Here is a 24,859-nt window from a genome sequence, read left to right on the forward strand (position 1 = left end):
CCGACGCAAGACACCAACCGGAGAGCCAATGGCCCTGCCCCGTATCACATCGCCCCACGCCAAGGGCAGCAATCGCACCCAGCAGGTGATGCTGCAGGTACTGCTAGCCACCGTGCCGGGGATCCTGGCGCTGACCTGGCTGTTCGGCTTCGGCACCCTGATCAACCTGCTCTGGGCCAGCGCCTGCGCCCTGGGCTTCGAGGCGGCGATCCTGGCCCTGCGTCAGCGCCCCCTGGGTTTCTTCCTCAAGGACTGCAGCGCCCTGGTCACCGCGGTGCTGCTGGCCCTGGCCCTGCCTCCCTATTCGCCCTGGTGGCTGACCCTGATCGCCACCGGCTTCGCCATCGTCTTCGGCAAGCAACTGTACGGCGGCCTCGGACAGAACCCATTCAACCCGGCGATGCTCGGTTATGTGGTGGTGCTGATCTCCTTCCCGGTGGAAATGACCAGTTGGCCGGCGCCACACACGGTCGGCCTGCTCGATGGCCTGCAGCACATTTTCGGTCTGGCCGCCCTGCCCGATGGCTGGACCCAGGCCACCGCGCTGGACGCCATCAAGATCAACAACAGCCTGACCATGGCCGAACTCTGGGCACAAAGTCCGGCGTTTGGCCGCTTCGGCGGCAACGCGGTCGAGGCGGTCAATCTGGCCTTTCTCGCCGGCGGCCTCTACCTGCTCTACAAGCGCCTGTTCACCTGGCATGCGCCCGTGGGCATGCTCGCCGCCCTGGCGCTGATGAGCCTGCTGTTCTGGAATGGCTCGGGTTCGGATTCCAACGGCTCGCCGCTGTTTCACCTGCTCACCGGCGCGACCATGCTCGGCGCCTTCTTCATCGTCACCGACCCGGTATCCGGCGCAACCAGCAATCGCGGCCGGCTGATTTTCGGTGCCGGCGTCGGCGTGCTGGTTTATGTGATCCGCGCCTGGGGCGGCTACCCGGATGCCGTGGCCTTCGCCGTGCTGCTGATGAACCTGACCGCGCCGACCATCGATTACTACACGAGGCCGCGCACCTACGGTCATCGCAAGCCGACTCGCGGCTTCAAGTTGGGAGAATAGAGAATGCTCCCGGAAATCAGCCGTTCGATGCTGAAAAACAGCCTGGTGCTCGGCCTCTTTGCCATTGTCACGGTGGGCCTGGTAACACTGATCCAGCAAGCCACCGCCACGCGGATCGAGGCCGCTGCCCGCGACGCTCAAGTCCGCGCGCTGGGTGAGATCCTGCCGCCCGGCAGCTATGACAACCACCTGCTGGACAACAGCATCCGCCTGCATGACCCCCTGCTTGGCAGCCGCAACCCGCAACCCGCTTACATCGCGATGAAGGATGGTCAGGCCAACGCGGTAATCCTCCAGGCCACCGCACCGGACGGGTACAGCGGCGCGATCCGCTTGCTGGTCGGCATTAGAGCCGATGGCCGCCTGGCCGGCGTGCGCGTGCTCAACCACCGCGAAACGCCCGGCCTGGGTGACAAGGTCGAACTGAGCAAAAGCAGCTGGATTCTGGGTTTCATCGGCAAATCGCTCAGCGATCCGAGTGAAACCGGTTGGGCGGTGAAGAAGGATCGCGGCGAGTTCGATCAGTTCGCCGGTGCCACCATCACGCCACGCGCAGTGGTCAAAGCGGTGCATAACGCGCTGTTGTATTTCGATCAGCATCGCACCGAACTGCTGGTCGCCGGCACTACTGGCGCTGCCGCTACCAGCGGCAGCACCTTGCACGAGGCCGCCAGCAGCACCGCTAGCCTGCCAGGCAGCGTGGACAACACCAGCGCCCCTGACGATCAAGGAACCGCGCCATGAGCAGCCCCAGCTATCGTGATATCACCCTTAACGGTCTGTGGAAGAACAATCCGGCGCTGGTCCAGCTACTCGGCCTTTGCCCGCTACTCGGAGTGAGCAACTCAACGGTCAACGCCCTGGGCCTGGCGCTGGCCAGTGCAGTGGTGCTGATCTGTTCCAACACCGCCGTGTCGCTGGTGCGCGGGGTGGTCAATACCGCCGTACGCCTGCCGGCCTTCGTGATGATCATCGCAGCACTGACCACCTGCATCGAGCTGCTGATGCAGGCCTTCACCTACGAGCTGTACCAGATCCTCGGTATATTCATCCCGTTGATCACCACCAACTGCGTAATCCTCGGTCGCGCCGACGGCTTTGCCGCAAAGAACGATCCAGGCCGTGCAGCCTATGACGGCCTGGTGATGGGCATTGGTTTCGGCGTGGTTCTGGTCATGATTGGCGCTCTGCGTGAGTTGTTCGGCACCGGTGCACTATTTGCCAACATGCATCTGCTGTTTGGCCCGGTCGCAGCCGATTGGCAGCTGACCCTTTTTGCCGACTACAAAGGCTTTCTCCTGGCCATTCTGCCGCCGGGAGCCTTCATCATGCTCGGCCTACTGATTGCCGGAAAGAATCGCATCGACCAAATCCTGATCGAACGTGCCAAGGCCCGTCAGGCAGATATCCCGGTACAAAGCCGCCGTGTCAGGGTCACCGGAGTGATCGAGTGAACGCGGCAAAACGTCACGAAATATTTCGCCGCTTGCACGAAGACAACCCAGAGCCGAAAACCGAACTGGCCTATAACTCGCCCTTCGAGTTACTGATCGCGGTCATCCTCTCGGCCCAGGCCACCGACGTTAGCGTCAACAAGGCCACCGCCAGGCTTTACCCGGTGGCCAATACTCCGCAAGCGATCTATGCCTTGGGCGTAGAGGGATTATCCGAGTACATCAAGACCATCGGCCTGTACAACGCCAAGGCGAAGAATGTCATCGAGACCTGCCGCATCTTGGTGGAGCGGCACGACAGCCAGGTGCCGCAGACCCGCGAAGAGCTCGAAGCCCTGCCAGGGGTTGGCCGCAAGACTGCCAACGTGGTGCTCAATACGGCCTTTCGTCAGCTGACCATGGCGGTGGACACGCATATTTTCCGGGTTAGCAACCGCACCGGCATTGCTCCTGGGAAGACGGTGCTCGAGGTGGAAAAGAAGCTGATGAAGTTCGTACCCAAGGAATTTCTCCTCGACTCACACCACTGGCTGATACTGCATGGCCGTTACGTTTGCCAGGCGCGCAAGCCGCGCTGCGGCAGTTGCCGCATCGAAGACCTGTGTGAATACAAGGACAAAACTTCGGACGATTGAGCTTTCAATAATTCGACGCCTGATCGATTGAAAAAATCTTTTTTACCCGCCCCGGTTTTGCCGCTATAAGGTGCGCAAATGGCCCTTGCAGCCGGGAGTGGAAAACATGAGCACTGGTAAAGAAGACCTCGAGCTCGACGAAGACTTTGTCGCAGAAGATGCGGAGGATGGCGAAGCCCCTGTAGAGGTTGCCAAAACCAACCTGACCAAGCGGCGCATCATCGACAACTTCCTCGAAGAGCGGCGCTTGCACAAACAATTGGCCGAATATGACTTCGACCTGTAAGCCCGAACCGATACGAAAAGCCCCGCAGATCCGCGGGGCTTTTCGTTTGCAGGAGTTCTCTCGCCGTCTTCGACGCCGCGCTGTCGCGCAGCGAACTGGAGGCAATCACGCCTGTCGGCTTCTTATGGGCACCTGTAGGAGCAGCGGGGGCGCCTAGCCCATGCCCTCGATGCTTTTTTGCAGGCATACCCCTCTATCGCGGAGATGGGTCTGGGCGCCCCCACCGCCCCTACAAGAAGGAAACCGTACCCTCAGTCCTTGCGCGATGGCGACAACAGCTCGATCTTGTAGCCGTCCGGGTCTTCGACGAAGGCCAGGATGCTGCTGCCGTGCTTCATCGGCCCCGGCTCACGGGTGATCTTGCCACCCAGGGCACGTATGTCGTCACAGGCCTTGTAGACATCCGCCACTTCCAGGGCGATGTGGCCGTAGCCGGTGCCCAGCTCGTAGCTGTCGACGCCCCAGTTATAGGTCAACTCGATCACGCTGTTGTGCGCCTCGTCACCGTAGCCGACGAAGGCCAGGGTGAACTGGCCATCCGGATAATCCTTGCGCCGCAACAGGGTCATGCCCAGCACGTCGGTGTAGAAGGCGATGGATTTATCCAGATCGCCGACTCGCAGCATGGTGTGCAACAGTCTCATCAGCTTTCTCCTGGTCGATAGGCCGAGCTTGGCGGCCTGGAAAAACAAACCCCGGCTGATGGCCGGGGTTGGCGAGCTCTTTGTAAGAGCGAGGGGGACGCCGAGTCCTTGCTCGCGATCTCTCACGAGCAAATACACCGCTCACACGATCAGAGCAGCTTGCGGCCCTTGCCCGCCGCGATGCGCATGCGCAGCGCGTTGAGCTTGATAAAGCCCGCGGCATCCTGCTGGTCGTAGGCGCCGGCATCGTCCTCGAAGGTGGCAATATTGGCATCGAACAGCGAATCGTCGGACTTGCGCCCGGTGATGATCACGTTACCCTTGTACAGCTTCATGCGCACCACGCCGTTCACACTGGCCTGGGAAGCGTCGATCATCTGTTGCAGCATCAGACGCTCGGGGCTCCACCAGAAACCGTTGTAGATCAGGCTGGCGTACTTGGGCATCAGCTCGTCTTTCAGGTGAGCGACTTCGCGGTCCAGGGTGATCGACTCGATGGCGCGGTGGCCCTTGAGCATGATGGTGCCGCCGGGGGTCTCGTAGCAGCCTCGCGACTTCATGCCGACGAAGCGGTTTTCGACGATATCCAGACGACCGATGCCATTCTCGCCGCCGATGCGGTTCAGCTCGGCCAGCACAGTGGCCGGACTCATGTCCTTGCCGTCGATGGCGACGATGTCGCCGGCACGGTAGGTCAGCTCGATATAAGTTGCAGTATCCGGCGCCGCCTCGGGGGAAACGGTCCACTTCCACATGTCTTCTTCGTGCTCGGTCCAGGTGTCTTCCAGCACGCCACCCTCATAGGAGATGTGCAGCAGGTTGGCATCCATGGAGTACGGCGATTTCTTCTTGCCGTGACGCTCGATCGGGATTTCATGCTTGGCGGCATAGTCCATCAGCTTCTCGCGCGACAGCAAATCCCACTCGCGCCACGGGGCGATGACTTTCACACCCGGCTTGAGTGCATAGGCACCCAGTTCGAATCGGACCTGGTCGTTGCCCTTGCCGGTAGCACCATGGGAGATGGCGTCGGCACCGGTCTCGTTGGCGATTTCGATCAGGCGCTTGGCGATCAGCGGACGGGCGATCGAGGTACCGAGCAGGTACTCGCCTTCGTAGACGGTGTTGGCACGGAACATCGGATAGACGAAGTCGCGGACGAATTCTTCGCGCAGGTCATCGATGTAGATTTCCTTGACGCCCATGGCCTTGGCCTTGGCGCGGGCCGGCTCGACTTCTTCGCCCTGACCGAGGTCGGCGGTGAAGGTCACCACTTCGCAGTTATAGGTGTCTTGCAGCCACTTGAGGATCACGGAGGTGTCCAGGCCACCGGAATATGCCAGGACTACCTTGTTTACGTCGGCCATGCCAATCAACTCCACGGGGTTGTTCGGGAAAACCCGTGATTCTACTGGTCGCGCAGGATGATTTACAGCGCTGCGACAGCCTGTGACGACGAAGCGGCAACGCCTGACAGCGGCCCACCCTGCCCGCCTCGCTTCGGGACGCCGCTGCAGGCAGCGCTACAGCGGGGTTTCAGGCGTTTCGGCAGCCTCGGCGACACGCGCCAAAGCCACGGTTACCCGGCGATTCTTGGCGCGATTGGCTTCACTGTTATTCGGCGCCAGCGGGTAACGCTCGCCATGAAAGCGCAGGGTGATCTGCTCGACCGGCACGCCATTGGCTTTCAGATACTCCATCACCGCCAGAGCACGGCGCCGCGACAGGTCGCGATTGGTCAGGCGATTGCCGCTGTTGTCGGCATGACCGTCGAGCTCGATGCGATTGACGCTGGGATCGGCCTTGAGATAGCTGAGGATGATGTCCAGCTTGGCCTGGGCCAGCGGCGCCAGATCCACGCCACCGCCCGGAAAGCCGACATGGGACTGACGGATCTGCTCGAAATTGACCGGCAACAGCTTGGCGGTACAGGCCAGATAATCGTTATAGGCCTTACGAAACCTGACCGGCAGCAAGCGCACTTCGAGGCTGTCGCCTGCATGCCTGGAGCGATGGCGAATCAGCGGGCTACGTCCCTCGAGCAAACCGGTGAGCAGACGACCGGCCTGCTCCTGAGTGCTGCTGAATGGCATCTCACCGTCGCCGACCCTGACCGACCCCAGGTTGATATCGCCGCGCCCCGGTTGCCAGGGCGCAGCCGCCGCCAGCAACGTTGCCGAACCGGCGCCCAGCCAACGCTCGGGCACCTGCAGATTGAAGGTCGCCTGCTCTCCTGCCCGGCGCACGAAGATGCCCGCGCCGAAGTCGGTGATCGGCTGGCTCAGGCGGCACTCGAACTGGTCACCGGCGACCGCCCACTCGACCTTCTCCAGACGGGTCTGAAAGGTGATGGCTAGCGCTGACTGACTGGCCAACAGGCACAAGAGGACGAGTGAGGGCAGACGCACGGAAGACTCCAGAAAATACCACGTACCCTCTGACTATCGGTGCCGCCGGGCAAAACTTGAGCTGCCGATTGAGCCGGCGGGCTCTCGGCGCAACCGACCCGCACGCCTGGATTTCCGTTTGAACGCTGCTCGGCCTGGCTTTTACCGCGACAGCTCATCGCCCACGAACCGCTTTCGGCGTGCCCTGGCAGGGCTTTTCCGGTAGCATTCCCGGCACGTAATGCCCGCCTGGAAACCTCCATGACCGACCGCCTCACTTTGCTGCGTCCCGACGACTGGCATATTCACCTGCGCGATGGCGCCGTGCTGCCGCACACAGTCGCCGACGCCGCCCGGACCTTCGCCCGCGCCATCATCATGCCCAATCTGGTGCCGCCGGTACGCAATACCAGCGAGGCCGATGCCTACCGCCAGCGGATTCTCGCCGCACGCCCAGCTGGCAGTCGTTTCGAACCCCTGATGGTGCTTTATCTCACCGACCTGAGCAGCCCGGCCGATGTGCGCGCTGCCAAGGCCTCGGGCTTTGTGCATGCCGCCAAACTCTACCCGGCCGGCGCCACCACCAATTCCGATTCCGGCGTGACCAGCATCGACAAGATCTTCCCGACCCTCGAGGCCATGGCCGAAGTCGGCTTGCCGCTGCTGGTCCACGGTGAAGTAACGCGCAGCGAGATCGATGTCTTCGACCGTGAAAAGTACTTTATCGACGAGCAACTGAGCCGGGTGGTCGAGCGCTTCCCGACCCTCAAGGTGGTGTTCGAGCACATCACCACCCGTGACGCGGTCGAATTCGTCAATGCCGCACCGGCCAACGTCGGCGCGACCATCACCGCCCACCACCTGCTGTACAACCGCAACCACATGCTGGTCGGCGGCATCCGCCCGCACTTCTACTGCCTGCCGATCCTCAAGCGCAACCTGCACCAGGAAGCCCTGCTCGACGCCGCCACCAGCGGCAGCGCCAAGTTCTTCCTCGGTACCGACTCGGCGCCGCATGCCAGACACGCCAAGGAAGCGGCCTGCGGCTGTGCCGGTTGCTACAGCGCCTATGCCGCCCTCGAGCTGTATGCTGAGGCGTTCGAGCAGCGCAATGCGCTGGACAAGCTCGAAGCCTTCGCCAGCCAGTTTGGCCCCGACTTCTACGGCCTGCCGCGCAACAGCGAGACCATCACCCTGGTTCGTCAAGACTGGGTCGTGCCTGGCGAGTTACCGCTGGGCGATCAAACCGTAATCCCGCTGCGCGCCGGTGAAAAACTGCGCTGGCGCCTGCTGGAGAACAACGCGTGAGCGGCGAACATTTCGACACCGAGCTGGATCACCCGAACACCGGCAGCGGCTCGCGCCATCCGATGGCGGAACGCTTTCGCGGCTACCTGCCGGTCGTGGTGGACGTGGAAACCGGTGGTTTCAACTGCGCCACCGATGCCCTGCTGGAAATCGCCGCCACCACCATCGGCATGGATGAAGGCGGCTTCCTCTACCCCGAGCACACCCTGTTCTTCCGCGTCGAGCCCTTCGCCGGCGCCAATATCGAACAGGCGGCCCTGGACTTCACCGGGATCAAGCTCGATCACCCGCTGCGCATGGCGGTCAGCGAAGAGCACGCGCTGACCGAGATCTTCCGCAGCCTGCGCAAGTCGCTGAAAGCCAACGGCTGCAAGCGGGCGATCCTGGTGGGGCACAACAGCAGCTTCGACCTTGGTTTCCTCAATGCCGCCGTGATGCGCTGCGACCTCAAGCGCAACCCCTTCCACCCCTTCTCCAGCTTCGACACCGCTACCCTCGCCGGCCTCGCCTACGGTCAGACCGTGCTGGCCAAAGCCTGCCAGGCTGCCGGCATCGAGTTCGATGGCCGCGAAGCCCACTCGGCACGCTACGACACCGAAAAAACCGCCGAACTGTTTTGCGGCATCGTCAACCGCTGGAAGGAAATGGGCGGCTGGCACGACTTCGACGACTGAAGCCTGCATTCATTCGCAGGAGTGGCGGGGCCTCCTGGGCCATGCCCGCGAACGGCTGTACCAGACACTGAGCCTCGCGGCTATGGTCCGTTCCTACATTGATGAGACTCAGGCACAAAAAAACCGGCAGATAGCCGGTTTTTTTGAACGTCGCGTAAGCCTTGCAGGCTGGCGGCGTACTCGGTCAGGTACTTGGCCCACCCCGCCTCGACCGTTCATCCGTTGCACTCGATTTCGGTCGCCAGCGCGGAATAGAGTTTTGACAAGCATTCTCATTAGCATTAGCATCGAACGCAACCAACCACTGCCCTGCGACGAGTCTTATTCTATGTACGTCTGCCTCTGCGAAGGTGTCACCGACGGCCAGATCCGTGATGCAATCTTTGAAGGTTGCTGCAGCTACCGTGATGTCCGCACGACCCTCGGCGTCGCCAGCCAATGCGGCAAATGTGCCTGCCTGGCCAAACAAGTGGTACGCGAAACCCTGAGCGAAGTGCAAAGCAGCCAGACGGGCTTGGCCTACCCCGCCAGCTTTGTTACCGCCTGAGTTTCAGCGCAGTACACAGCCGGGCTCTGAGCCCGGTTTTTTATGCCTGTAATTCAAGTAATTAGGCGCAAGCTGCGGAACTCAAGCATTCTCATTCGCACTTATTTTTACTTGACTTTCAATTACTTAGGTTTGACAGACAGGCTTCATGGGCCCAGAATTTTACGTCACCTATCCCAGCAAGGCAGCCCGGACATGAAAGGCGATAAGAAAGTCATCCAGCATCTGAACAAGGTTCTCGGTAACGAGCTGGTCGCAATCAACCAGTACTTCCTGCATGCACGGATGTACGATGACTGGGGCCTGAAAAAACTCGGCGAGCACGAATACCACGAATCCATCGACGAGATGAAGCATGCGGACAAGCTGATCAAGCGCATCCTGTTTCTCGAAGGCCTGCCGAACGTGCAGGACCTCGGCAAGATCCTGATCGGTGAAAGCACCAAGGAAATGCTCGAGTGCGACCTGAAAATCGAGCACAAGGCGCATATCGACCTGAAGGCAGCGATTGCCTACTGCGAAAGCGTTGGCGACTACGCCAGCCGCGAACTGCTGGAAGAAATCCTCTGTTCGGAAGAGGACCATATCGACTGGCTGGAAACCCAACTCAGCCTGCTCGAGAAAGTCGGCCTGCAAAACTACCTGCAGTCGCAGATGGACGATTAGGGTTTTAGTCAGCATCAAAACGGGAGCCCAGCGGCTCCCGTTTTTATTTGACCGGCAACGCCCCCGGGCGTTGCTATGCCGCTATTTGGCACACGTACAAAAAACCCCGCCGCGGCGGGGTTTTCGTTGGCGGCTGCCGACTCAGGCGTCAGCTTTCTGCGCGGCACTCTTGATCAGGGTCTGCAACTCGCCCTTCTCGAACATCTCGGCGACGATGTCGCTGCCGCCGACCAGTTCGCCGCCAACCCAGAGCTGCGGGAAGGTCGGCCAGTTGCCGTACTTCGGCAGATTGGCGCGGATTTCCGGGTTCTGCAGGATGTCGACATAGGCGAATTTCTCGCCACAAGCCATTACCGCCTGCGCAGCTTTGGAGGAAAAACCGCACTGCGGCGCGTTCGGCGAGCCTTTCATGTACAGCAGAACGGTGTTGTTGGCGATCTGCTCTTTGATGGTTTCGATGATATCCATGGGGCACCTCAGGTCTAAACTTCCCGACTCACGGGTCGGCACGGTGGCGGCATTGTAGCGAAAAGCCGAGCGCAATGCTCGGCCTTGGCTCAACCGACTCCGCCGAGTGGCTACGGCGTCAGGCGGCACAGACCTCGACCGGCACGCCATTGAGCGCGGCATTGCCGGACAAGGCATCGAGCTGGCGCTCATCGGTCAGGTCGTTGGCGCTGGCACCGGGTTGCGCGCTGGCTATGGCCAATTGTACGCCGGGACGTGCATGACCCCAACCGTGGGGCAGACTGACCACACCGGGCATCATCTCGTCGCTGGCGGCGACCTCCACGTCGATGGCGCCGACCCGCGAACGCACGCTGACCAACTGGCCGTCGGCCAAGCCGCGCTGGTGCAGATCCGCCGGATTCATCAACAGTTGATGGCGCGGCTTGCCTTTCACCAGGCGGTGGTAATTGTGCATCCAGGAGTTGTTGCTGCGCACATGGCGACGACCGATCAGCAGCAGCTGGTCGGCCTCGGGCAGCGGCTGCGCAGCGAAGCGCGGCAGATCGCTCAAGAGCAAGGCCGGTGCGGCCTGGACTTGCTGGTCCGGGGTGCGCAAGCGTGCCGCCAGGCTGGGTTTGAGCGCCCCCAGATCGATACCGTGGGGATAGTCCAGCAGCGTGGCCAGGGACAGCTGATGCTCGGACTTATCGCCATAGCGGCCCGCACGCAGCCCCATGTCGATAATTTTCGCCGGTTCCATGGTCGGCTTCAGCTCGACGCCGAGCTTGCCGGCGAAGGCCCTGGCCAGGCCGACGAAGATTTCCCAGTCGTGCAGGGTACCGGCCGGCTTTTCCAGCACCGGCAGGTTGAAGCGGGCGACGTTGCGCACGGCGAAGCTGTTGAAGGTCATGTCGTAGTGATCATGCTCCAGCGGCCCGGTGGGCGGCAGGATCAGGTCGGCGTAACGGGTGGTCTCGTTAATATAGGTGTCGATGCTGAGCATGAACTCCAGGCCGTCCAGCGCCTGTTCCAGCTGGCGGCCGTTGGGGGTCGAGAGCACCGGGTTACCGGCGACCGTGACCAGGGCGCGGATCTGCCCCTCGCCTGGGGTCAGCATTTCTTCGGCCAGGGCCGCCACCGGCAGTTCGCCGCTATATTCCGGCAGTCCGGAAACGCGACTGCGCCAGCGGTCGAAGTGGGTGCCGGAACTGCCGGTGGTCAGGTCGATGGCGGCCTCGGTGCACAGCGCCCCGCCTTCGCGGTCGAGGTTGCCGGTGACCAGATTAATCAACTGGATCAGCCAATGGCACAGCGTGCCGAAGGCCTGGGTGGACACCCCCATGCGGCCGTAGCACACCGCCTTGTCCGCCGCGGCGAAGTCGCGGGCCAACTGGCGAATGATATCGGCCGGCACACCGCAACGCGCGCTCATGGCTTCGGCGGTAAAGCCGGCGATGGCTGCACGGGCCTCGTCCAGCCCGGTGACCGGCAGATGGCTGGTACGCGTCAGGCCTTCCTCGAACAGGGTATTGAGCAGGCCGAACAGCAGCGCGGCATCCTCGCCCGGACGCACGAACACATGCTGATCGGCAATCGCTGCGGTTTCACTGCGGCGCGGGTCGACCACCACGACTTTGCCGCCGCGCGCCTTGATCGCCTTCAGACGTTTCTCAACATCTGGCACGGTCATGATGCTGCCGTTGGAGGCCAAAGGATTGCCGCCGAGGATCAGCATGAAGTCGGTGTGGTCGATATCGCAGATCGGCAGCAGGAAACCGTGGCCGTACATCTGCAAACTGACCAGGTGATGGGGCAGTTGATCCACCGAGGTGGCGGAGAAGCGACTGCGGGTTTTCAGCAGACCAAGGAAATAGTTGCTGTGGGTCAGCAGCCCATAGTTATGCACGCTGGGATTGCCTTGGTAGCTGGCCACGGCATTGGCGCCATGCCGCGCCTGGATATCGCCGAGACGCTCGGCAACCAGGGCAAAGGCTTCATCCCACGCGATCGCCTGCCACTCGCTGCCAACCCGGCGCATGGGCTGACGCAAACGGTCAGGGTCGTTCTGAATATCCTGCAGGGCCACCGCCTTGGGGCAGATATGGCCGCGGCTGAAGCTGTCCTGGGCATCGCCCTTGATCGAGCGGATCTGGGTCGAGCCGTCTTTCTGGGTTTCTGTTTCGATGGTCAGGCCGCAGATGGCCTCGCACAGATGGCACGCACGGTGATGGAGGGTCTTGGTCATGGCCTGGCCTCATATTCTTGTTCGAACGACCGCAATGGTCGGTACGAACATGACTATGGAGACTGGCGAGGGGCTGTGCCAGTAGCGTTCGTCTTATGAATCGGCCGGCATCATGCCGGCCGATTCAGGCGGAGAGCCTGAAGGCTCTCAGTAGCGGCAATTCTTAGCGAATTGCAGTCACGGTGCCTTTGTTGCCGGTTACTTTGACGTGCACGGTCTTGTATACGAAGTAATCTTGAACGTTCACTTCATAACGCGGGGCGACGATCACGTCGGCACCCGAGGCCGTAACTGCCTTGTAAGCAGCGGCGGATTTGGCGGATGCCACTGGGTCGATACCCAGCGCAAAACCACCTTCGCTACCACCGTAGGTAACGCCATCGGCGAACTGGGTATCGCCACCCAGCTTGAACACGTTGAACAGGATGTTCACCGAAGACTCACCGGAGATGGTTTCGCCCACTTTCACGTCGGCCTTGAGGTTAGTCTGAACGGTACCGTTCAACGGCACAGCTGGCTGACTAACGTTCTGGCTGGCACAGCCAGTCAACAGGGCGAACGCGGAGATAGTGGCGATAGTTGCGATGCGTTTCATGCAAAACTCCTTTGCATAACATTCCATGGATACCCCATTGCGGGGGCAATGCATTGCCCGAAAAGGCGCGGGCATCCTAGAAGCCCGGTCTGGAGTGAGCAAGCGCAGATGACGGTTTTATGACATCTCGCACACGGATATAGGCAATGGCTTACACGACCCCCCTCAAACTGTGAACGACTGGACAGTTTGCGCCTGCTCGGCATTTCCTTATAAGATCGCGCCTTCCCCGTTTCGTCGCACTGTGCGGCTCCCAGCCGCAGGTTCTGCCATTTTCTCTGTATATCCGGCTATTGAACCTGCGCCCTGTTGTCAAAAGGTAGTTAACCATGAGCGCAAGACACTTTCTCTCGCTGAAGGACTGCACACCGCAAGAACTGGTGAGCCTGATCCGCCGCGGCATCGAGCTGAAGGACTTGCGCAACCGTGGCGTACTGTTCGAGCCGCTGAAGAACCGCGTGCTGGGAATGATCTTCGAGAAGGCTTCGACCCGTACCCGCCTGTCGTTCGAGGCGGGCATGATCCAACTGGGCGGCCAGGCGATATTCCTCTCGCCACGCGACACTCAGCTCGGCCGCGGCGAACCGATCGGCGATGCCGCCATCGTCATGTCGCGCATGCTCGATGCGGTGATGATCCGCACCTTCGCCCACAGTACCCTGACCGAGTTCGCCGCGAGCTCGCGAGTGCCGGTGATCAACGGCCTGTCCGACGACCTGCACCCCTGCCAGCTGCTGGCCGACATGCAGACCTTCCACGAGCAGCGCGGCAGCATCAAGGGCAAGACCGTGGCCTGGATCGGCGATGGCAACAACATGTGCAACTCCTATATAGAAGCCGCGCAACAATTCGACTTCCAGCTGCGCGTGGCCTGCCCCGAGGGCTACGAGCCGAACCCCGATTTCCTGGCTGAGGCCGGGGATCGCGTAGCGATCTTCCGCGACCCGCGCGAAGCCGTAGCAGGTGCACACCTGGTGAGTACCGATGTCTGGGCCTCGATGGGCCAGGAAGAGGAAATCGCCGAACGCTTGAAGTTGTTCACCCCCTATCAGGTCAACCGTGCCCTGCTCGATGCCGCCGCCGAGAACGTGCTGTTCCTGCACTGCCTGCCGGCGCATCGCGGTGAGGAGATCAGCGAGGATCTGCTCGACGACCCGCGCTCGGCGGCCTGGGACCAGGCGGAAAACCGCCTGCATGTGCAGAAGGCCCTGCTCGAGTTCCTGGTCGAGCCGGCGTACCACCACGCATGAGCCAACCCCTGCTACTGAACCTGCATGGCCTGAGCTGCGGCTACCCCGAACACAAGGTGGTGCAGAACCTCCACCTGCACCTCAACGCTGGGGACATTGGCTGCCTGCTCGGCCCCTCAGGCTGTGGCAAGACCACTACCCTGCGCGCCATCGCCGGTTTCGAGCCGGTGCTCGAAGGCGAGATCCAGCTGGCCGATGAGGTAATCTCCCGCGCCGGTTTCACCCTGGCGCCGGAAAAGCGCCGGATCGGCATGGTGTTCCAGGACTATGCGCTGTTCCCGCACCTGAGCGTGGCGGAAAACGTCGCCTTCGGCATTCGCCAGCAGGCCAACTGCGAACACATCACCGGCGAGTTGCTGGAGCTGGTCAAACTCAGTCATCTGAGCAAGCGCTACCCGCATGAACTGTCCGGTGGCCAGCAACAGCGTGTGGCCCTGGCCCGCGCACTGGCCCCGGAACCGCGCCTGCTGCTGCTCGACGAACCCTTTTCCAACCTCGATGGCGAGTTGCGCAGGCGCCTGAGCCACGAGGTCCGCGACATCCTCAAGACCCGCGGCACCAGCGCCATCCTGGTCACCCATGATCAGGAGGAAGCCTTCGCCGTCAGCGATCATGTCGGGGTGTTCAAAGACGGCAAGCTGGAGCAGTGGGACACGCCCTTCAACCTCTACCACGAGCCGCTGACCCCCTTCGTCGCCAGCTTTATCGGCCAGGGCTACTTCATCCGCGGCCAGCTGCTCAGCCCCGACACGGTGCAGACCGAGCTGGGCCTGATTCGCGGCAACCGCGCCTATACCTGGGCGAGCGGTAGCGCGGTGGATGTACTGCTGCGCCCGGACGACATCGTCTACGACCCCGACAGCGAGCTGAAAGCACTGATCGTCGGCAAGACCTTCCTTGGCGCAGCCACCCTGTATCGCCTGCAACTGGCCACCGGCAGCCTGCTGGAGTCGCTGTTCCCCAGCCATGCCGACCACCGCCCAGGCGAACACGTTGGCATCCGCGTGGCGGCCGATCACCTAGTGGTGTTCCCCGCCCCCGGCAGCATCGCCGCCCAGGTCAACCTCGGTGATTCCGGCGTGCGCCGCTACAGCAGCGCCAGCTGACTGTTCAACCTCACGCATTGCGTGCAGCACCCAGGCTGAACACCGTGCGCGCCAATGCCGCTGGCTCCGGTATTTAGCCCTGCCCGACATCCTCGCTCAGACACAACCGGCCGCTGGCCACCAATACCGCCTGACCGGCGATCTTGACTCGCCCCCCCTCAAGCCGGCAGTGCAACTCTCCGCCACGGGCCGAGCACTGGTAGGCGCTCAACTCGGTCTTGCCCAAACGCTCGGCCCAATAGGGCGTGAGCATACAGTGGGTCGAGCCGGTGACCGGGTCTTCATCGATGCCGATTGCCGGGGCGAAGTAGCGCGAGACGAAATCATGCCGCTCGCCTGGCGCCGTGATCAGCACACCCAGGCCAGGTAACTCGGCCAGGGCCGGCAGATTCGGCTGGAACGCGCGCACGGCGGCTTCGCTCGGCAATACCGCCAACAGCTCCTGAATTCCCTCCCGACCATATAGCGCCCATACCTCCTGGGGTTGCATGCCAAAAGCACGCGCGACCGCACCCTGCGAGTCCCAGCGCTCGACCGCACGTACGGGAAAATCCAATACCAGCCGTGCGCCTTCACGGGTCACCCGCAGCGCGCCCGACTGGCAGGTGAAATCGAGCGCCTCGCCGGGCTCGCCGTATTGCTCGAACAGCACATGGGCACTGGCCAGGGTGGCATGTCCGCACAAGGGCACCTCGGCGCGCGGAGTGAACCAGCGGATATGCCAGACCGCGCCCTCTTTCACCAGGAAAGCCGTTTCCGCCAGATTGTGTTCGGCGGCGATCTGCTGCATCAGCGTGTCGCTGAGCCAGCTGTCCAGGCGATAGACCATGGCCGGGTTGCCGGCAAAAGGGCGACTGGTGAAGGCGTCGATCTGGTGAAAGTCGAGTTGCATGGCGGCCAATCCTCTGAGTAATAAGTCCCAGCTTGCCGCGTCCACCCGCCTTGCACCCGCTACAGTCGCCCGCAATAAAGGCATTACAGCTGCACTGTCTCAAGGCGCCGCGAGCGAGCACGGTGCACGGATCAATCGCAAAATGTTCTAAAAAAAACCATTAAAACTCTATAAATCAGATACTTGCAGATTCTGGCACGCCACCTGCTATGACCAGCCCCGGTCAGCACAACGGCGTGTCTGCCACACATCCGACAACGACGTCACGGTACCCCGCTCATCTTCGAGCTGCGGGCACTGTGACGTTTTTTTTTGCGATTTTGGCCCATATAGGAAGCATGCCATGCGCCCGATAACCCTCTCCCTCTTGTCCCTGGCCATCGCCAGCAGCACCTTCAGTCACGCCGCTTTCGCCAGCCAACCGCTGAGCACGCTGATCACCGAAGGCAAGCCGATCCTCGACCTGCGCTACCGCTACGAACACGTCGACCAGGACAACGCGCTGAACAACGCCAACGCCCAGACCCTGCGCACCCGCGTCGGCTTCCAGAGCGGCAAGTGGTACGGCCTCTCCGCCCTGATCGAGGCGGACAACGTCAGCCGCATCGGCGACGCCAGCTACAACAGCCTGCGCAACGGCCAGAGCGACTTTTCCGTAGTCGCCGACCCGGACGGCAGCGAAATCAACCAGGCCCTGCTGCGCTATGACCACAGCCTGGGCAACGCGGTCGTCGGTCGCCAGCGCATCAACCTGGACAATCAGCGCTTCGTCGGCGGCGTGGCCTGGCGGCAGAACGAGCAGACCTATGACGGCGTGCTCGGCCAGCTCAAGCCGCTGGATGGCCTGACCCTGACCTACGCCTACATCGACAACATCAACAGCATCTTCGGCCCCGGCAACGGCCGCTTCGACGCCGCGGGCAACCAGGCCAATATCGAAGGCCACAGCCACCTGCTGAATGCCCAGTACGTGGTCATGCCCGAGCTGACTGCCACCGCCTACCAGTACCGCCTCGGCCTGGACAACCTGGCCGGCGGCGGCCAGTCGAGCAAGACCAGCGGCGTGCGCCTCAATGGCGCCATCTCGGGCGTCAGCTACGCCCTGGAATATGCCAAGCAGAGCGACTACGCCGACAACCCACAGGATCTGGACAGCGACTATTACCTGGCCGAGTTGGGTTACACGCTCAAGGGTGTGGCACTGAAAGGCGGCTACGAAGTCCTCGGCGGCGACTCGGGGCCGGGCAACCGCGCCTTCCAGACGCCGCTGGCGACCAAGCACGCCTTCCAGGGTTGGGCCGACATCTTCCTGCTGACCCCGGCCGACGGCGTCGAAGACATCTACATCGGCGCCAGCACGGCGCTGTTCGGCGGCAACCTGGCAGCCTGGTACCACGACTTCCGCGCCGAGCGGGGCAGCAGCCACTACGGTTCGGAGATCGATGTCTCCTACGCCCATGCGATTCCAGGCGTGAAGGGCCTGGTCGGCCTGGTCAAGTACGCCGGCTACGATGCCGACGACTTCGCCGTGGATACCGACAAGCTCTGGGTGCAACTGCAATACAGCTACTGACGGCCTGCCGTCGCACAGCGGGGCCAGCCCCCGCTGTGCGACGGCTTTTCCGTTGTGCCCGCGGCGGCTGCCGCCGCGGTCCTCTAGGAGACTTGCCCATGCTCAAACCGATTATTGCCGGCCTGCTGTTCGGCCTTGCCCTGCTCAGCCCGCCCAGTTGGGCGGCCATCAATGCCGCCGAAGCGATGAACCTGTCCGGCATGCAGCGCATGCTCAGCCAGCGCATCGCCAAGACCTACCTGATGATCGGCGCCGAGATTCGTCCGGATCAGGCCGAACAGCAGCTCGACCAGAGCATCGCCAAATTCGAGAGCAACTACCTGGCTCTCGGCGAATACGCACCCACCGCACAGATTCGCACCGCCCTGACCGACGTAGGCCAAACCTGGCAACGCTACCGCGAACTGGCACTGTCACGCCCGGACAAACAGCAGGCGCTGGTCATCTTGGAACTCAGCGACCGACTGCTCGCGCAGAGCGAGCAGGTGGTGCAACTGCTCGAACGCCACAGCGGCGGGCAAAGCGCCCGCCTGGTCAACCGCAGCGGCCGCCAGCGCATGCTCAGCCAGCGCATCGCCAAACTCTACCTGGCCATGAGCTGGCGCCTGCCGGTCGCCGGCCTGGAGCAGGCTTTCAATCAGGCGGTGGATGAATTCGACCAGGCCCTGCAGGAACTGCAGCAGGCCCGGCAGAACACCCCGGCCATCGTCAAGGGCCTGCAGCAAGCCGAGGCCCAGTGGCGTTTCACCCGCGCCGGCTTCAACCTCTCCGCCGACTCGCGCTTCGTACCCACGGTGATCGCCACCACCAGCGAGACCCTGCTGTGGCAGATGAATGAGCTGACCAGCCAGTATGAAGGGGTGATGCTGGCGGGTTCCTGAGGCGTACCCGCTCAACCCGGTAGGGTGCGCCATGCGCACCACCTTCGACCAACGGAGCCTACCTATTGCTGCGCGCGGCGCACCCTGCAGTGGCGCCCGGCTCTGACGTTATATCGCTGGTTGGCGGCCGCAGCAGACGAGAGTTTTTTCACCGCATCTAACCCTCGCTGCGCACCCGCTGCACGGCATCCAGCCAGCCGTGGTACAGCTTGCTGCGGTGCTCCGCACTCATCCGCGGATCGAAGCGCTGCTGGCGCTGCCAATGTCCGGCGATCTCGTCGAGGTCGCGATAGACGCCCGCCCTGAGCCCGGCCAGGTAGGCCACGCCGAGGGCGGTGGTTTCGGTGACCTCGGGGCGTTCGACAGGCACGCCGAGAATGTCGGCGAGAAACTGCATGACCCAGTTGTTCTCCACCATGCCGCCATCCACCCGCAGCGCACTGGGCTCGGCGGCGCCGTCCTGGCGCATGGCCTCGAGCAGGTCACGGGTCTGGTAGCAGACCGACTGCAGACCGGCGGTGACGATCTCCTTGATCCCGGTATCGCGGGTCAGGCCAAAGATCGCGCCGCGCGCCTTCGGATCCCAGTAAGGCGCGCCCAGACCGGTAAACGCCGGCACCAGGTAGACCCCGCAGGCATCACCGGTCTGTTCGGCCAGAGCCTCGCTATCGCGCGCATGGCTGATCAGCTTGATGCCGTCGCGCAACCACTGCACCGCCGCACCGGCGACGAAGATGCTGCCCTCCACCGCATAGGTGACCTTGCCGTCCAGGCGGTAACCAACGGTGGTGAGCAAGCGGTTTTTCGAGGCCACCGGAGTGGCACCGGTGTTCTGGATCATGAAGCAGCCGGTACCGTAGGTGCTCTTGACCATGCCCGGCTGGAAACAGGCCTGGCCGATCAGCGCGGCCTGCTGGTCACCGGCCATGCCCAGCACCGGAATCGGCGCGCCGAGCAGCTCGGCCTCGATGACGCCGAAGTCGGCAGCGCAGTCCAGCACCTCGGGCAGCATGCTGGCCGGAATCTCCAGCAACGCCAGCATTTCTGCATCCCACTGCTGGGTATGGATATTGAACAGCAGGGTGCGCGAGGCATTGGTCGCATCGGTCTTGTGCGACTTGCCGCCGGTCAGGCGCCACAGCAGGAAGCTGTCCACGGTGCCGAAACGCAGTTCGCCACGCTCGGCCCGCGCCCGCGCACCGGCCACGTTATCGAGGATCCAGCGCAACTTGGTGCCGGAGAAATAGGGGTCGATCAGCAGGCCGGTATTGGCCGCCACTGTCGCCTCGTGGCCGGCGGCCTTGAGCCCGGCACAGTAGTCGGCGGTCCGCCGGTCCTGCCAGACGATGGCCGGATGAATCGGGATGCCGGTCGCGGCGTCCCACACCAGGGTGGTCTCGCGCTGGTTGGTGATGCCAATGGCAGTGATCTGGCTGGCGTCCAGACCGCCCTGCTTGAGCGCCGCACGGCAGACCTCAAGGGTGCTCTGCCAGATTTCCTCGCCGTCGTGCTCGACCCAGCCGTCCTGCGGGAAGTACTGCTTGAACTCCTGCTGCGCACGCGCCAGCGGCTGGCCCTGGGCATTGAAGACGATGGCGCGGCTGCTGGTGGTGCCTTGGTCGATCGCGAGCAGGTAGTCGGACATGCGGATTTCCTTGTTGTTATGCGTAGGGATCAGACGGTCGGGCGGCTCATTGCCGGCCGATGGCGGCGAAACCGGCCTGGGTGAACTGCGCCAGGGTCGCGGCCGCCAGTTCTACCTCCAGCCCGCGCCGCCCGGCGCTGACGAAGATGCTCGGATACTGCTGCGCCGATGCGTCGATAAAGGTGCGCAGACGCTTCTTCTGCCCCAGCGGGCTGATGCCGCCGAGCAGATAGCCGGTGGCACGTTGCGCCGCAGCCGGGTCGGCCATGTCGACCTTCTTCACCCCGGCGGCCAAGGCCAGGGCCTTCAGGTCGAGGCTGCCAGCCACCGGCACCACCGCCACCAGCAATTCGCCTTTTTCGCTGGCCGCGAGCAGGGTCTTGAACACCCGGGCCGGCTCGAGGTCGAGTTTTTCCGCCGCCTCCAGGCCATAGGAAGCGGCCTTGGGATCATGGCTGTAACTGTGCACCCGATGCGCAGCCTTATGCTTTTTCAGTAGATCGATAGCGGGAGTCATGTTCGAATGTGAAAACAATTGATGAAGTCTGCGTACCTTAGCCGAAAAAACTGCCAGGAGCAGTTTTTAACGTCGCGCAGCGACGGCCCGAGGGTGGCCGCCATGGATGGCAGGCCATAAAATTTCTTCAACGACAGCCTATACTGCCGAACAACACAAGGATCGCCCCATGACCCTGGCGCCGCGCCAACATGACATCCTCAACCTCGCCCGCGAACGCGGCTACGTCAGCATCGACGAACTGGCCCAGGCCTTTGCCGTCACCCCGCAGACCATCCGCCGCGACATCAACCAGCTGGCCGAGCAGGGCCTGCTGCGGCGCACCCATGGCGGTGCGGCGAGCGAAGCCTCGAGCACCCAGAACACCGCCTACGCCATGCGCGCCGGGCAAATGCGCGAGGAGAAGCAGCGCATCGCCGAAGCCATCGCCGCGCACATTCCCGACCACGCCTCGCTGTTCATTAATATCGGCACCACCACCGAAGCGATTGCCCGCGAACTGCTCAAGCGCAAGGGCTTGAAGATCATCACCAACAACCTGCACGTCGCCGCTCAGCTCAGCGCCAAGGCCGATTTCGAGGTGTTGGTGGCCGGCGGCACGGTACGTAGCGACGGTGGCATCGTCGGCCAGTCGACGGTGGATTTCATTCAGCAGTTCAAGGTCGACTTCGCCCTGGTCGGCATCAGCGGCATCGACGAGGACGGCAGCCTGCTCGACTTCGATTACCAGGAAGTACGGGTGTCCCAGGCGATCATCGACAATGCCCGCCAGGTTCTACTCGCCGCCGACTCGAGCAAGTTCGGCCGCAACGCCGTGGTGCGCCTGGGCTCGATCACTCTGGTCGACCGCGTGTTCACCGACGCAGCACCTTCAGCAGCAATCAACCAGCTGCTCGCCGAGCACAAGGTTCACCTGAATCTGGTCTGAGAGCGCTTGTGAGAAAACTCTCGCCTACTGCGACCGCCTCCAGACGCCCGCTGCTGACGCCTGGAGACGGCCTCGCGACAGCGCTCGAGATTTTCACAGCCTCTGGCACCTGCTGCCTCCATTCGCAGACTCAATGACCACTCGGCGCGAACTCGCGTATTTGGACTGGCGAAGCCGGGCATATTCGACTAGCATATTTTCGAAACTGAACATAATTAAGTTCACTTTCGACTTTACGGTGCCGCCATGCCTACTCGCCCCAACCACATTGTCCCTGTCGCCGAAGTCTATGACCTGGCGGTCGTAGGCGGCGGCATCAATGGCGTCGGCATAGCCGCCGATGCGGCCGGCCGCGACCTGTCGGTATTCCTTTGCGAAAAGGACGACCTGGCCGAACACACCTCCTCGGCCAGCAGCAAGCTGATCCACGGCGGCCTGCGCTACCTGGAGCACTACGAATTTCGCCTGGTCCGCGAAGCCCTGGCCGAACGCGAAGTGCTGCTGGCCAAGGCGCCGCATATCGTCAAGCCCATGCGCTTTATCCTGCCGCACCGCCCGCACCTGCGGCCGGCCTGGATGATTCGCGCCGGCCTGTTTCTCTACGATCACCTGGGCAAGCGCGAGAAACTGCCAGGTTCGCGCAGCCTGCGCTTCGGTGCGGGCAGCCCGCTGAAAGCCGAGATCAGCCGCGGCTTCGAATACTCCGATTGCTGGGTCGACGACGCCCGCCTGGTGGTGCTCAACGCCATGGCCGCCCGCGAACAGGGCGCCCATGTGCACACTCGTACCCGTTGCGTCAGCGCACGGCGCAGCAAGGGCTTGTGGCATATCCACCTGGAACGCGCCGATGGCAGCCTGTTCTCGATCCGCGCCCGCGCCCTGGTCAATGCCGCCGGCCCCTGGGTCGCGCGCTTTATCCGCGACGATCTCAAGCAGGTCTCCCCCTATGGCATCCGCCTGATCCAGGGCAGCCACATCATCGTGCCGAAGCTGTTCGACGGTGAGCAGGCCTATATCCTGCAGAACGAAGACCGCCGTATCGTCTTCGCAATCCCCTACCTGGAACGCTTCACCCTGATCGGCACCACCGACCGCGAATACACCGGCGACCCGGCCAAGGTGGCGATCAACGAGGAAGAAATCGACTACCTGCTGAGCGTGGTCAACGCCCACTTCAAGCAGCAGCTGAAGCGCACGGATATCCTGCATACCTACGCCGGCGTGCGCCCGCTGTGCGACGACGAGTCCGACCAGCCCTCCGCCGTCACCCGCGACTACACCCTGGCCCTGTCTGGCCAACCTGGCGAGGCGCCGCTGCTCTCGGTGTTCGGCGGCAAACTGACCACCTACCGCAAGCTGGCGGAAGCGGCGCTGGCGCACTTGGCGCCGCACTTCCCGAAGATGAAACCGCGCTGGACCGCCAGCGCCCTGCTTCCCGGCGCGGAAAATCTGGAAAGCCAGAGCGCCATGGTCGAAGCCCTGTGTGCACGCTGCGGCTGGCTGCCGACCGCCCTCGCCCGGCGCTGGGCCAGCTGCTACGGCAGCCGCAGCTGGGTCCTGCTCGAGGGCGTGCAAGAGCAGAGCGACCTCGGCGTACACCTGGGTGGCGGTTTGTATGCACGGGAAGTTGATTACCTGTGCAAGGAGGAATGGGCCATGGACGCCGCCGATATCCTCTGGCGGCGGACCAAGCTGGGGTTGTTCATGACACCCTCACAGCAGGCGCGGCTGACCCGTTATCTGTGCATCGAATCGCCTAACAGCCCGGAAGATGCCCACGCGGCCTGACTCTCTCTTGCCGCCTGGATTGCAGATCCCTTCGCCCCGCCGATCGCCCGAGACGCGGGGCTTTTTTCAAGACCGATGATTGGCCCGAGCGGACCGGGACGCCCGCAGCGAGCAGTCCGCCTTTTCCGCAGCGTGCAACCCGGAAGCTGGCGTACCGTTTCCGTTTAGCGCCCTAGCTGTGCCCTGAACGGCGCTACAGCTGCGCCCAGCGCCCATCCCGGCGATGGGCCTGCAGATGCGGCAGCACCGCCGCCAGCAACGGCTCCTTGAACGCCTCCTGGAAACGATGGGCCAGGCCGGGGATCAGCTTCAGCGCGCTGCCCTGGATATGCGCGGCGACATGCACGCCGTGCATCGCCGGCAGCAGCGGATCGGCGGTGCCGTGCACCACCAGAGTCGGTACCTGCAAACGGTTGAGCAGCTCGACCCGACTGGTCTCGGCGAGGATCGCCAGCAGCTGGCGCTGCACGCCCTCCGGGTTGAAGGCGCGGTCGTAGGCGGTTTCGGCCTGCTGCAGGAGCGCTTGGCGGTCGTCGCTGACCGTCGGGCTGCCCAGTGCGGCGAGCAGGTCAGCCTGCTGCTCCAACGCCACCTCACGGCTCGGCGCCTCGCGCTTGGTCAGCAACGCCAGCAGCGCCGGGCTAGGCGCCGGCAGGCCCTGGGCGCCGGAGCTGGTCATGATCAGGGTCAGGCTCTGCACCCGTTCGGGGGCCAGGTCGGCCAGGTGCTGGGCGATCATCCCACCCATGCTGGCGCCGAGCACATGGAAACGGAGCACGCCGAGGGCATCCATCAGGCCGAGGGCATCGCCGGCCATGTCGCGCAGCCGGTATGGCGCCGACACTGTCAGCCCCAGGCGATAGCGCAGCGCTTCGTAGGCGAGGTTAGCCGGCGGCGCAGCCTGAACCCAGCTGCTCAGGCCGACATCGCGGTTATCGAAGCGAATAACCCGGAAGCCTTGCTCGCACAGGCGCGCAACCACCTCGTCCGGCCAGTGGATCAGTTGGCCACCGAGGCCCATGACCATCAGCAGCGCCGGATCGCTGACGCGACCGATGCTCTGGTAGGCCAGTTGCACCTCGCCCAGGGCCACCTTGGCGGTCGGAACCCGAACATCGCAGCGCTCGCTGGCAAAAACAGGCAAGCCGCAAAAAAGCGCGGCAAGAAAAATTAACACACGCATAGAAACACCAGAACGCAGAACCCCATTGAGACGCGAGTTTGCTGACATTCGCTCGAGCGCGCTGCCACAGAAGCATGACAATTTGATGAATCCTGTCGAGCGGTCGTGCGCCGAGTGATGCGACAAGGATGCGGAGCGTCCGAGG

The 24,859-nt window shown here is 62.9% G+C and carries 25 protein-coding genes; 15 read left to right on the top strand and 10 right to left on the bottom strand.

Annotation, left to right across the window (positions count from 1 at the left end; genetic code table 11):
• Window positions 1-28: 28 nt before the first annotated feature.
• From rsxD to R3355_RS06425, 5 genes are all read left to right on the top strand, one after another.
• The gene (rsxD, locus tag R3355_RS06405) at window positions 29-1,060 is read left to right on the top strand and encodes an electron transport complex subunit RsxD (RefSeq protein WP_318950149.1); all 1,032 of its coding nucleotides are present in this window, start codon (window positions 29-31) and stop codon (window positions 1,058-1,060) included.
• 3 nt (window positions 1,061-1,063) lie between these two features.
• Entirely contained in the window at window positions 1,064-1,804 is a 741-nt protein-coding gene (gene rsxG, locus R3355_RS06410) for an electron transport complex subunit RsxG (RefSeq protein WP_318960533.1), read from the top strand.
• Window positions 1,801-2,514 carry an electron transport complex subunit E gene (locus tag R3355_RS06415; RefSeq protein WP_318950146.1) on the top strand — a complete coding sequence of 238 codons (714 nt, stop codon included), beginning with the start codon at window positions 1,801-1,803 and terminating at the stop codon, window positions 2,512-2,514. The genes rsxG and R3355_RS06415 overlap by 4 nt, the downstream gene beginning before the upstream one ends.
• A complete protein-coding gene (gene nth, locus R3355_RS06420) occupies window positions 2,511-3,149 on the top strand; it encodes an endonuclease III (protein ID WP_318950144.1) in 639 nt (212 codons plus the stop codon). The genes R3355_RS06415 and nth overlap by 4 nt, the downstream gene beginning before the upstream one ends.
• 106 nt (window positions 3,150-3,255) lie before the next feature.
• Window positions 3,256-3,435, top strand: coding sequence for a PA3496 family putative envelope integrity protein (locus R3355_RS06425; RefSeq protein ID WP_318950142.1), 180 nt, complete (start codon window positions 3,256-3,258; stop codon window positions 3,433-3,435).
• 251 nt (window positions 3,436-3,686) lie between these two features.
• On the opposite strand, the gene gloA is transcribed toward R3355_RS06425, so the two are convergent.
• The 3 genes from gloA to R3355_RS06440 all read right to left on the bottom strand — a co-directional run bounded on the left by gloA (window position 3,687) and on the right by R3355_RS06440 (window position 6,487).
• Window positions 3,687-4,079, bottom strand: a complete 393-nt coding sequence (gloA, locus tag R3355_RS06430) for a lactoylglutathione lyase (RefSeq protein WP_318960534.1) — start codon at window positions 4,077-4,079, stop codon at window positions 3,687-3,689.
• 149 nt (window positions 4,080-4,228) lie between these two features.
• On the bottom strand, window positions 4,229-5,446 hold the full coding sequence (locus R3355_RS06435; protein ID WP_318960535.1) for an argininosuccinate synthase: 1,218 nt from the start codon (window positions 5,444-5,446) through the stop codon (window positions 4,229-4,231).
• Window positions 5,447-5,602: 156 nt separating this feature from the next.
• The gene (locus tag R3355_RS06440) at window positions 5,603-6,487 is read right to left on the bottom strand and encodes a flagellar protein MotY (RefSeq protein WP_318960536.1); all 885 of its coding nucleotides are present in this window, start codon (window positions 6,485-6,487) and stop codon (window positions 5,603-5,605) included.
• 240 nt (window positions 6,488-6,727) lie between these two features.
• Between R3355_RS06440 and pyrC the strand changes: the two genes are divergently transcribed.
• The 4 genes from pyrC (at window position 6,728) to bfr (ending at window position 9,661) form a co-directional block, all read left to right on the top strand.
• Window positions 6,728-7,774 (top strand): dihydroorotase, encoded by a 1,047-nt coding sequence (pyrC, locus tag R3355_RS06445; RefSeq protein WP_318960537.1) that lies wholly within the window; start codon window positions 6,728-6,730, stop codon window positions 7,772-7,774.
• Window positions 7,771-8,448, top strand: coding sequence for a ribonuclease T (gene rnt, locus R3355_RS06450; protein ID WP_318948858.1), 678 nt, complete (start codon window positions 7,771-7,773; stop codon window positions 8,446-8,448). Before pyrC ends, rnt begins: the two co-directional genes overlap by 4 nt.
• A gap of 328 nt (window positions 8,449-8,776) precedes the next feature.
• Entirely contained in the window at window positions 8,777-8,995 is a 219-nt protein-coding gene (locus R3355_RS06455) for a bacterioferritin-associated ferredoxin (protein WP_318948857.1), read from the top strand.
• A gap of 195 nt (window positions 8,996-9,190) precedes the next feature.
• Window positions 9,191-9,661: a bacterioferritin gene (gene bfr, locus R3355_RS06460; protein ID WP_318948856.1), complete on the top strand. Its 471-nt coding sequence runs from the start codon at window positions 9,191-9,193 to the stop codon at window positions 9,659-9,661.
• 141 nt (window positions 9,662-9,802) lie between these two features.
• Here bfr and grxD read toward each other — a convergent pair whose 3' ends face one another.
• The 3 genes from grxD to R3355_RS06475 form a co-directional block, all read right to left on the bottom strand.
• Entirely contained in the window at window positions 9,803-10,129 is a 327-nt protein-coding gene (grxD, locus tag R3355_RS06465; RefSeq protein WP_318948855.1) for a Grx4 family monothiol glutaredoxin, read from the bottom strand.
• 118 nt (window positions 10,130-10,247) lie between these two features.
• Window positions 10,248-12,356, bottom strand: coding sequence for a molybdopterin oxidoreductase family protein (locus R3355_RS06470; RefSeq protein WP_318960538.1), 2,109 nt, complete (start codon window positions 12,354-12,356; stop codon window positions 10,248-10,250).
• A 163-nt stretch (window positions 12,357-12,519) separates the two neighbouring features.
• Complete coding sequence (locus R3355_RS06475; protein WP_318960539.1) at window positions 12,520-12,951, bottom strand: hypothetical protein; 432 nt, start codon at window positions 12,949-12,951, stop codon at window positions 12,520-12,522.
• Between the two features lie 329 nt (window positions 12,952-13,280).
• Between R3355_RS06475 and argF the strand changes: the two genes are divergently transcribed.
• Together argF and R3355_RS06485 are read left to right on the top strand one after the other, a co-directional pair.
• Complete coding sequence (gene argF / locus R3355_RS06480) at window positions 13,281-14,201, top strand: ornithine carbamoyltransferase (RefSeq protein ID WP_318960540.1); 921 nt, start codon at window positions 13,281-13,283, stop codon at window positions 14,199-14,201.
• Window positions 14,198-15,307: an ABC transporter ATP-binding protein gene (locus R3355_RS06485; protein WP_318960541.1), complete on the top strand. Its 1,110-nt coding sequence runs from the start codon at window positions 14,198-14,200 to the stop codon at window positions 15,305-15,307. Before argF ends, R3355_RS06485 begins: the two co-directional genes overlap by 4 nt.
• 73 nt (window positions 15,308-15,380) lie before the next feature.
• On the opposite strand, the gene R3355_RS06490 is transcribed toward R3355_RS06485, so the two are convergent.
• Window positions 15,381-16,199, bottom strand: a complete 819-nt coding sequence (locus tag R3355_RS06490; RefSeq protein WP_318960542.1) for a PhzF family phenazine biosynthesis protein — start codon at window positions 16,197-16,199, stop codon at window positions 15,381-15,383.
• A 343-nt stretch (window positions 16,200-16,542) separates the two neighbouring features.
• Here R3355_RS06490 and R3355_RS06495 point away from each other — a divergent pair, with 343 nt between their 5' ends.
• Complete coding sequence (locus R3355_RS06495; protein ID WP_318960543.1) at window positions 16,543-17,772, top strand: alginate export family protein; 1,230 nt, start codon at window positions 16,543-16,545, stop codon at window positions 17,770-17,772.
• Window positions 17,773-17,870: 98 nt separating this feature from the next.
• Window positions 17,871-18,653, top strand: a complete 783-nt coding sequence (locus R3355_RS06500; RefSeq protein WP_318960544.1) for a type IV pili methyl-accepting chemotaxis transducer N-terminal domain-containing protein — start codon at window positions 17,871-17,873, stop codon at window positions 18,651-18,653.
• 157 nt (window positions 18,654-18,810) lie between these two features.
• Here the strand turns inward: R3355_RS06500 and glpK are convergent, their stop codons facing one another.
• Both glpK and ybaK read right to left on the bottom strand, forming a co-directional pair.
• Window positions 18,811-20,298 carry a glycerol kinase GlpK gene (glpK, locus tag R3355_RS06505; protein WP_318960545.1) on the bottom strand — a complete coding sequence of 496 codons (1,488 nt, stop codon included), beginning with the start codon at window positions 20,296-20,298 and terminating at the stop codon, window positions 18,811-18,813.
• Window positions 20,299-20,344: 46 nt separating this feature from the next.
• Window positions 20,345-20,815 carry a Cys-tRNA(Pro) deacylase gene (gene ybaK, locus R3355_RS06510; protein WP_318960546.1) on the bottom strand — a complete coding sequence of 157 codons (471 nt, stop codon included), beginning with the start codon at window positions 20,813-20,815 and terminating at the stop codon, window positions 20,345-20,347.
• A gap of 169 nt (window positions 20,816-20,984) precedes the next feature.
• On the opposite strand from ybaK, the gene R3355_RS06515 reads away from it, so the two are divergent.
• Both R3355_RS06515 and glpD read left to right on the top strand, forming a co-directional pair.
• Window positions 20,985-21,743 carry a DeoR/GlpR family DNA-binding transcription regulator gene (locus R3355_RS06515; RefSeq protein WP_318960547.1) on the top strand — a complete coding sequence of 253 codons (759 nt, stop codon included), beginning with the start codon at window positions 20,985-20,987 and terminating at the stop codon, window positions 21,741-21,743.
• Window positions 21,744-21,989: 246 nt separating this feature from the next.
• Window positions 21,990-23,531 (top strand): glycerol-3-phosphate dehydrogenase, encoded by a 1,542-nt coding sequence (gene glpD / locus R3355_RS06520; protein WP_318960548.1) that lies wholly within the window; start codon window positions 21,990-21,992, stop codon window positions 23,529-23,531.
• Between the two features lie 193 nt (window positions 23,532-23,724).
• Here glpD and R3355_RS06525 read toward each other — a convergent pair whose 3' ends face one another.
• On the bottom strand, window positions 23,725-24,714 hold the full coding sequence (locus R3355_RS06525; protein WP_318960549.1) for an alpha/beta hydrolase: 990 nt from the start codon (window positions 24,712-24,714) through the stop codon (window positions 23,725-23,727).
• Window positions 24,715-24,859 lie beyond the last annotated feature (145 nt).

Origin of the sequence: Pseudomonas sp., from assembly GCF_033723075.1 — a bacterium.
Taxonomy (GTDB): domain Bacteria; phylum Pseudomonadota; class Gammaproteobacteria; order Pseudomonadales; family Pseudomonadaceae; genus Aquipseudomonas.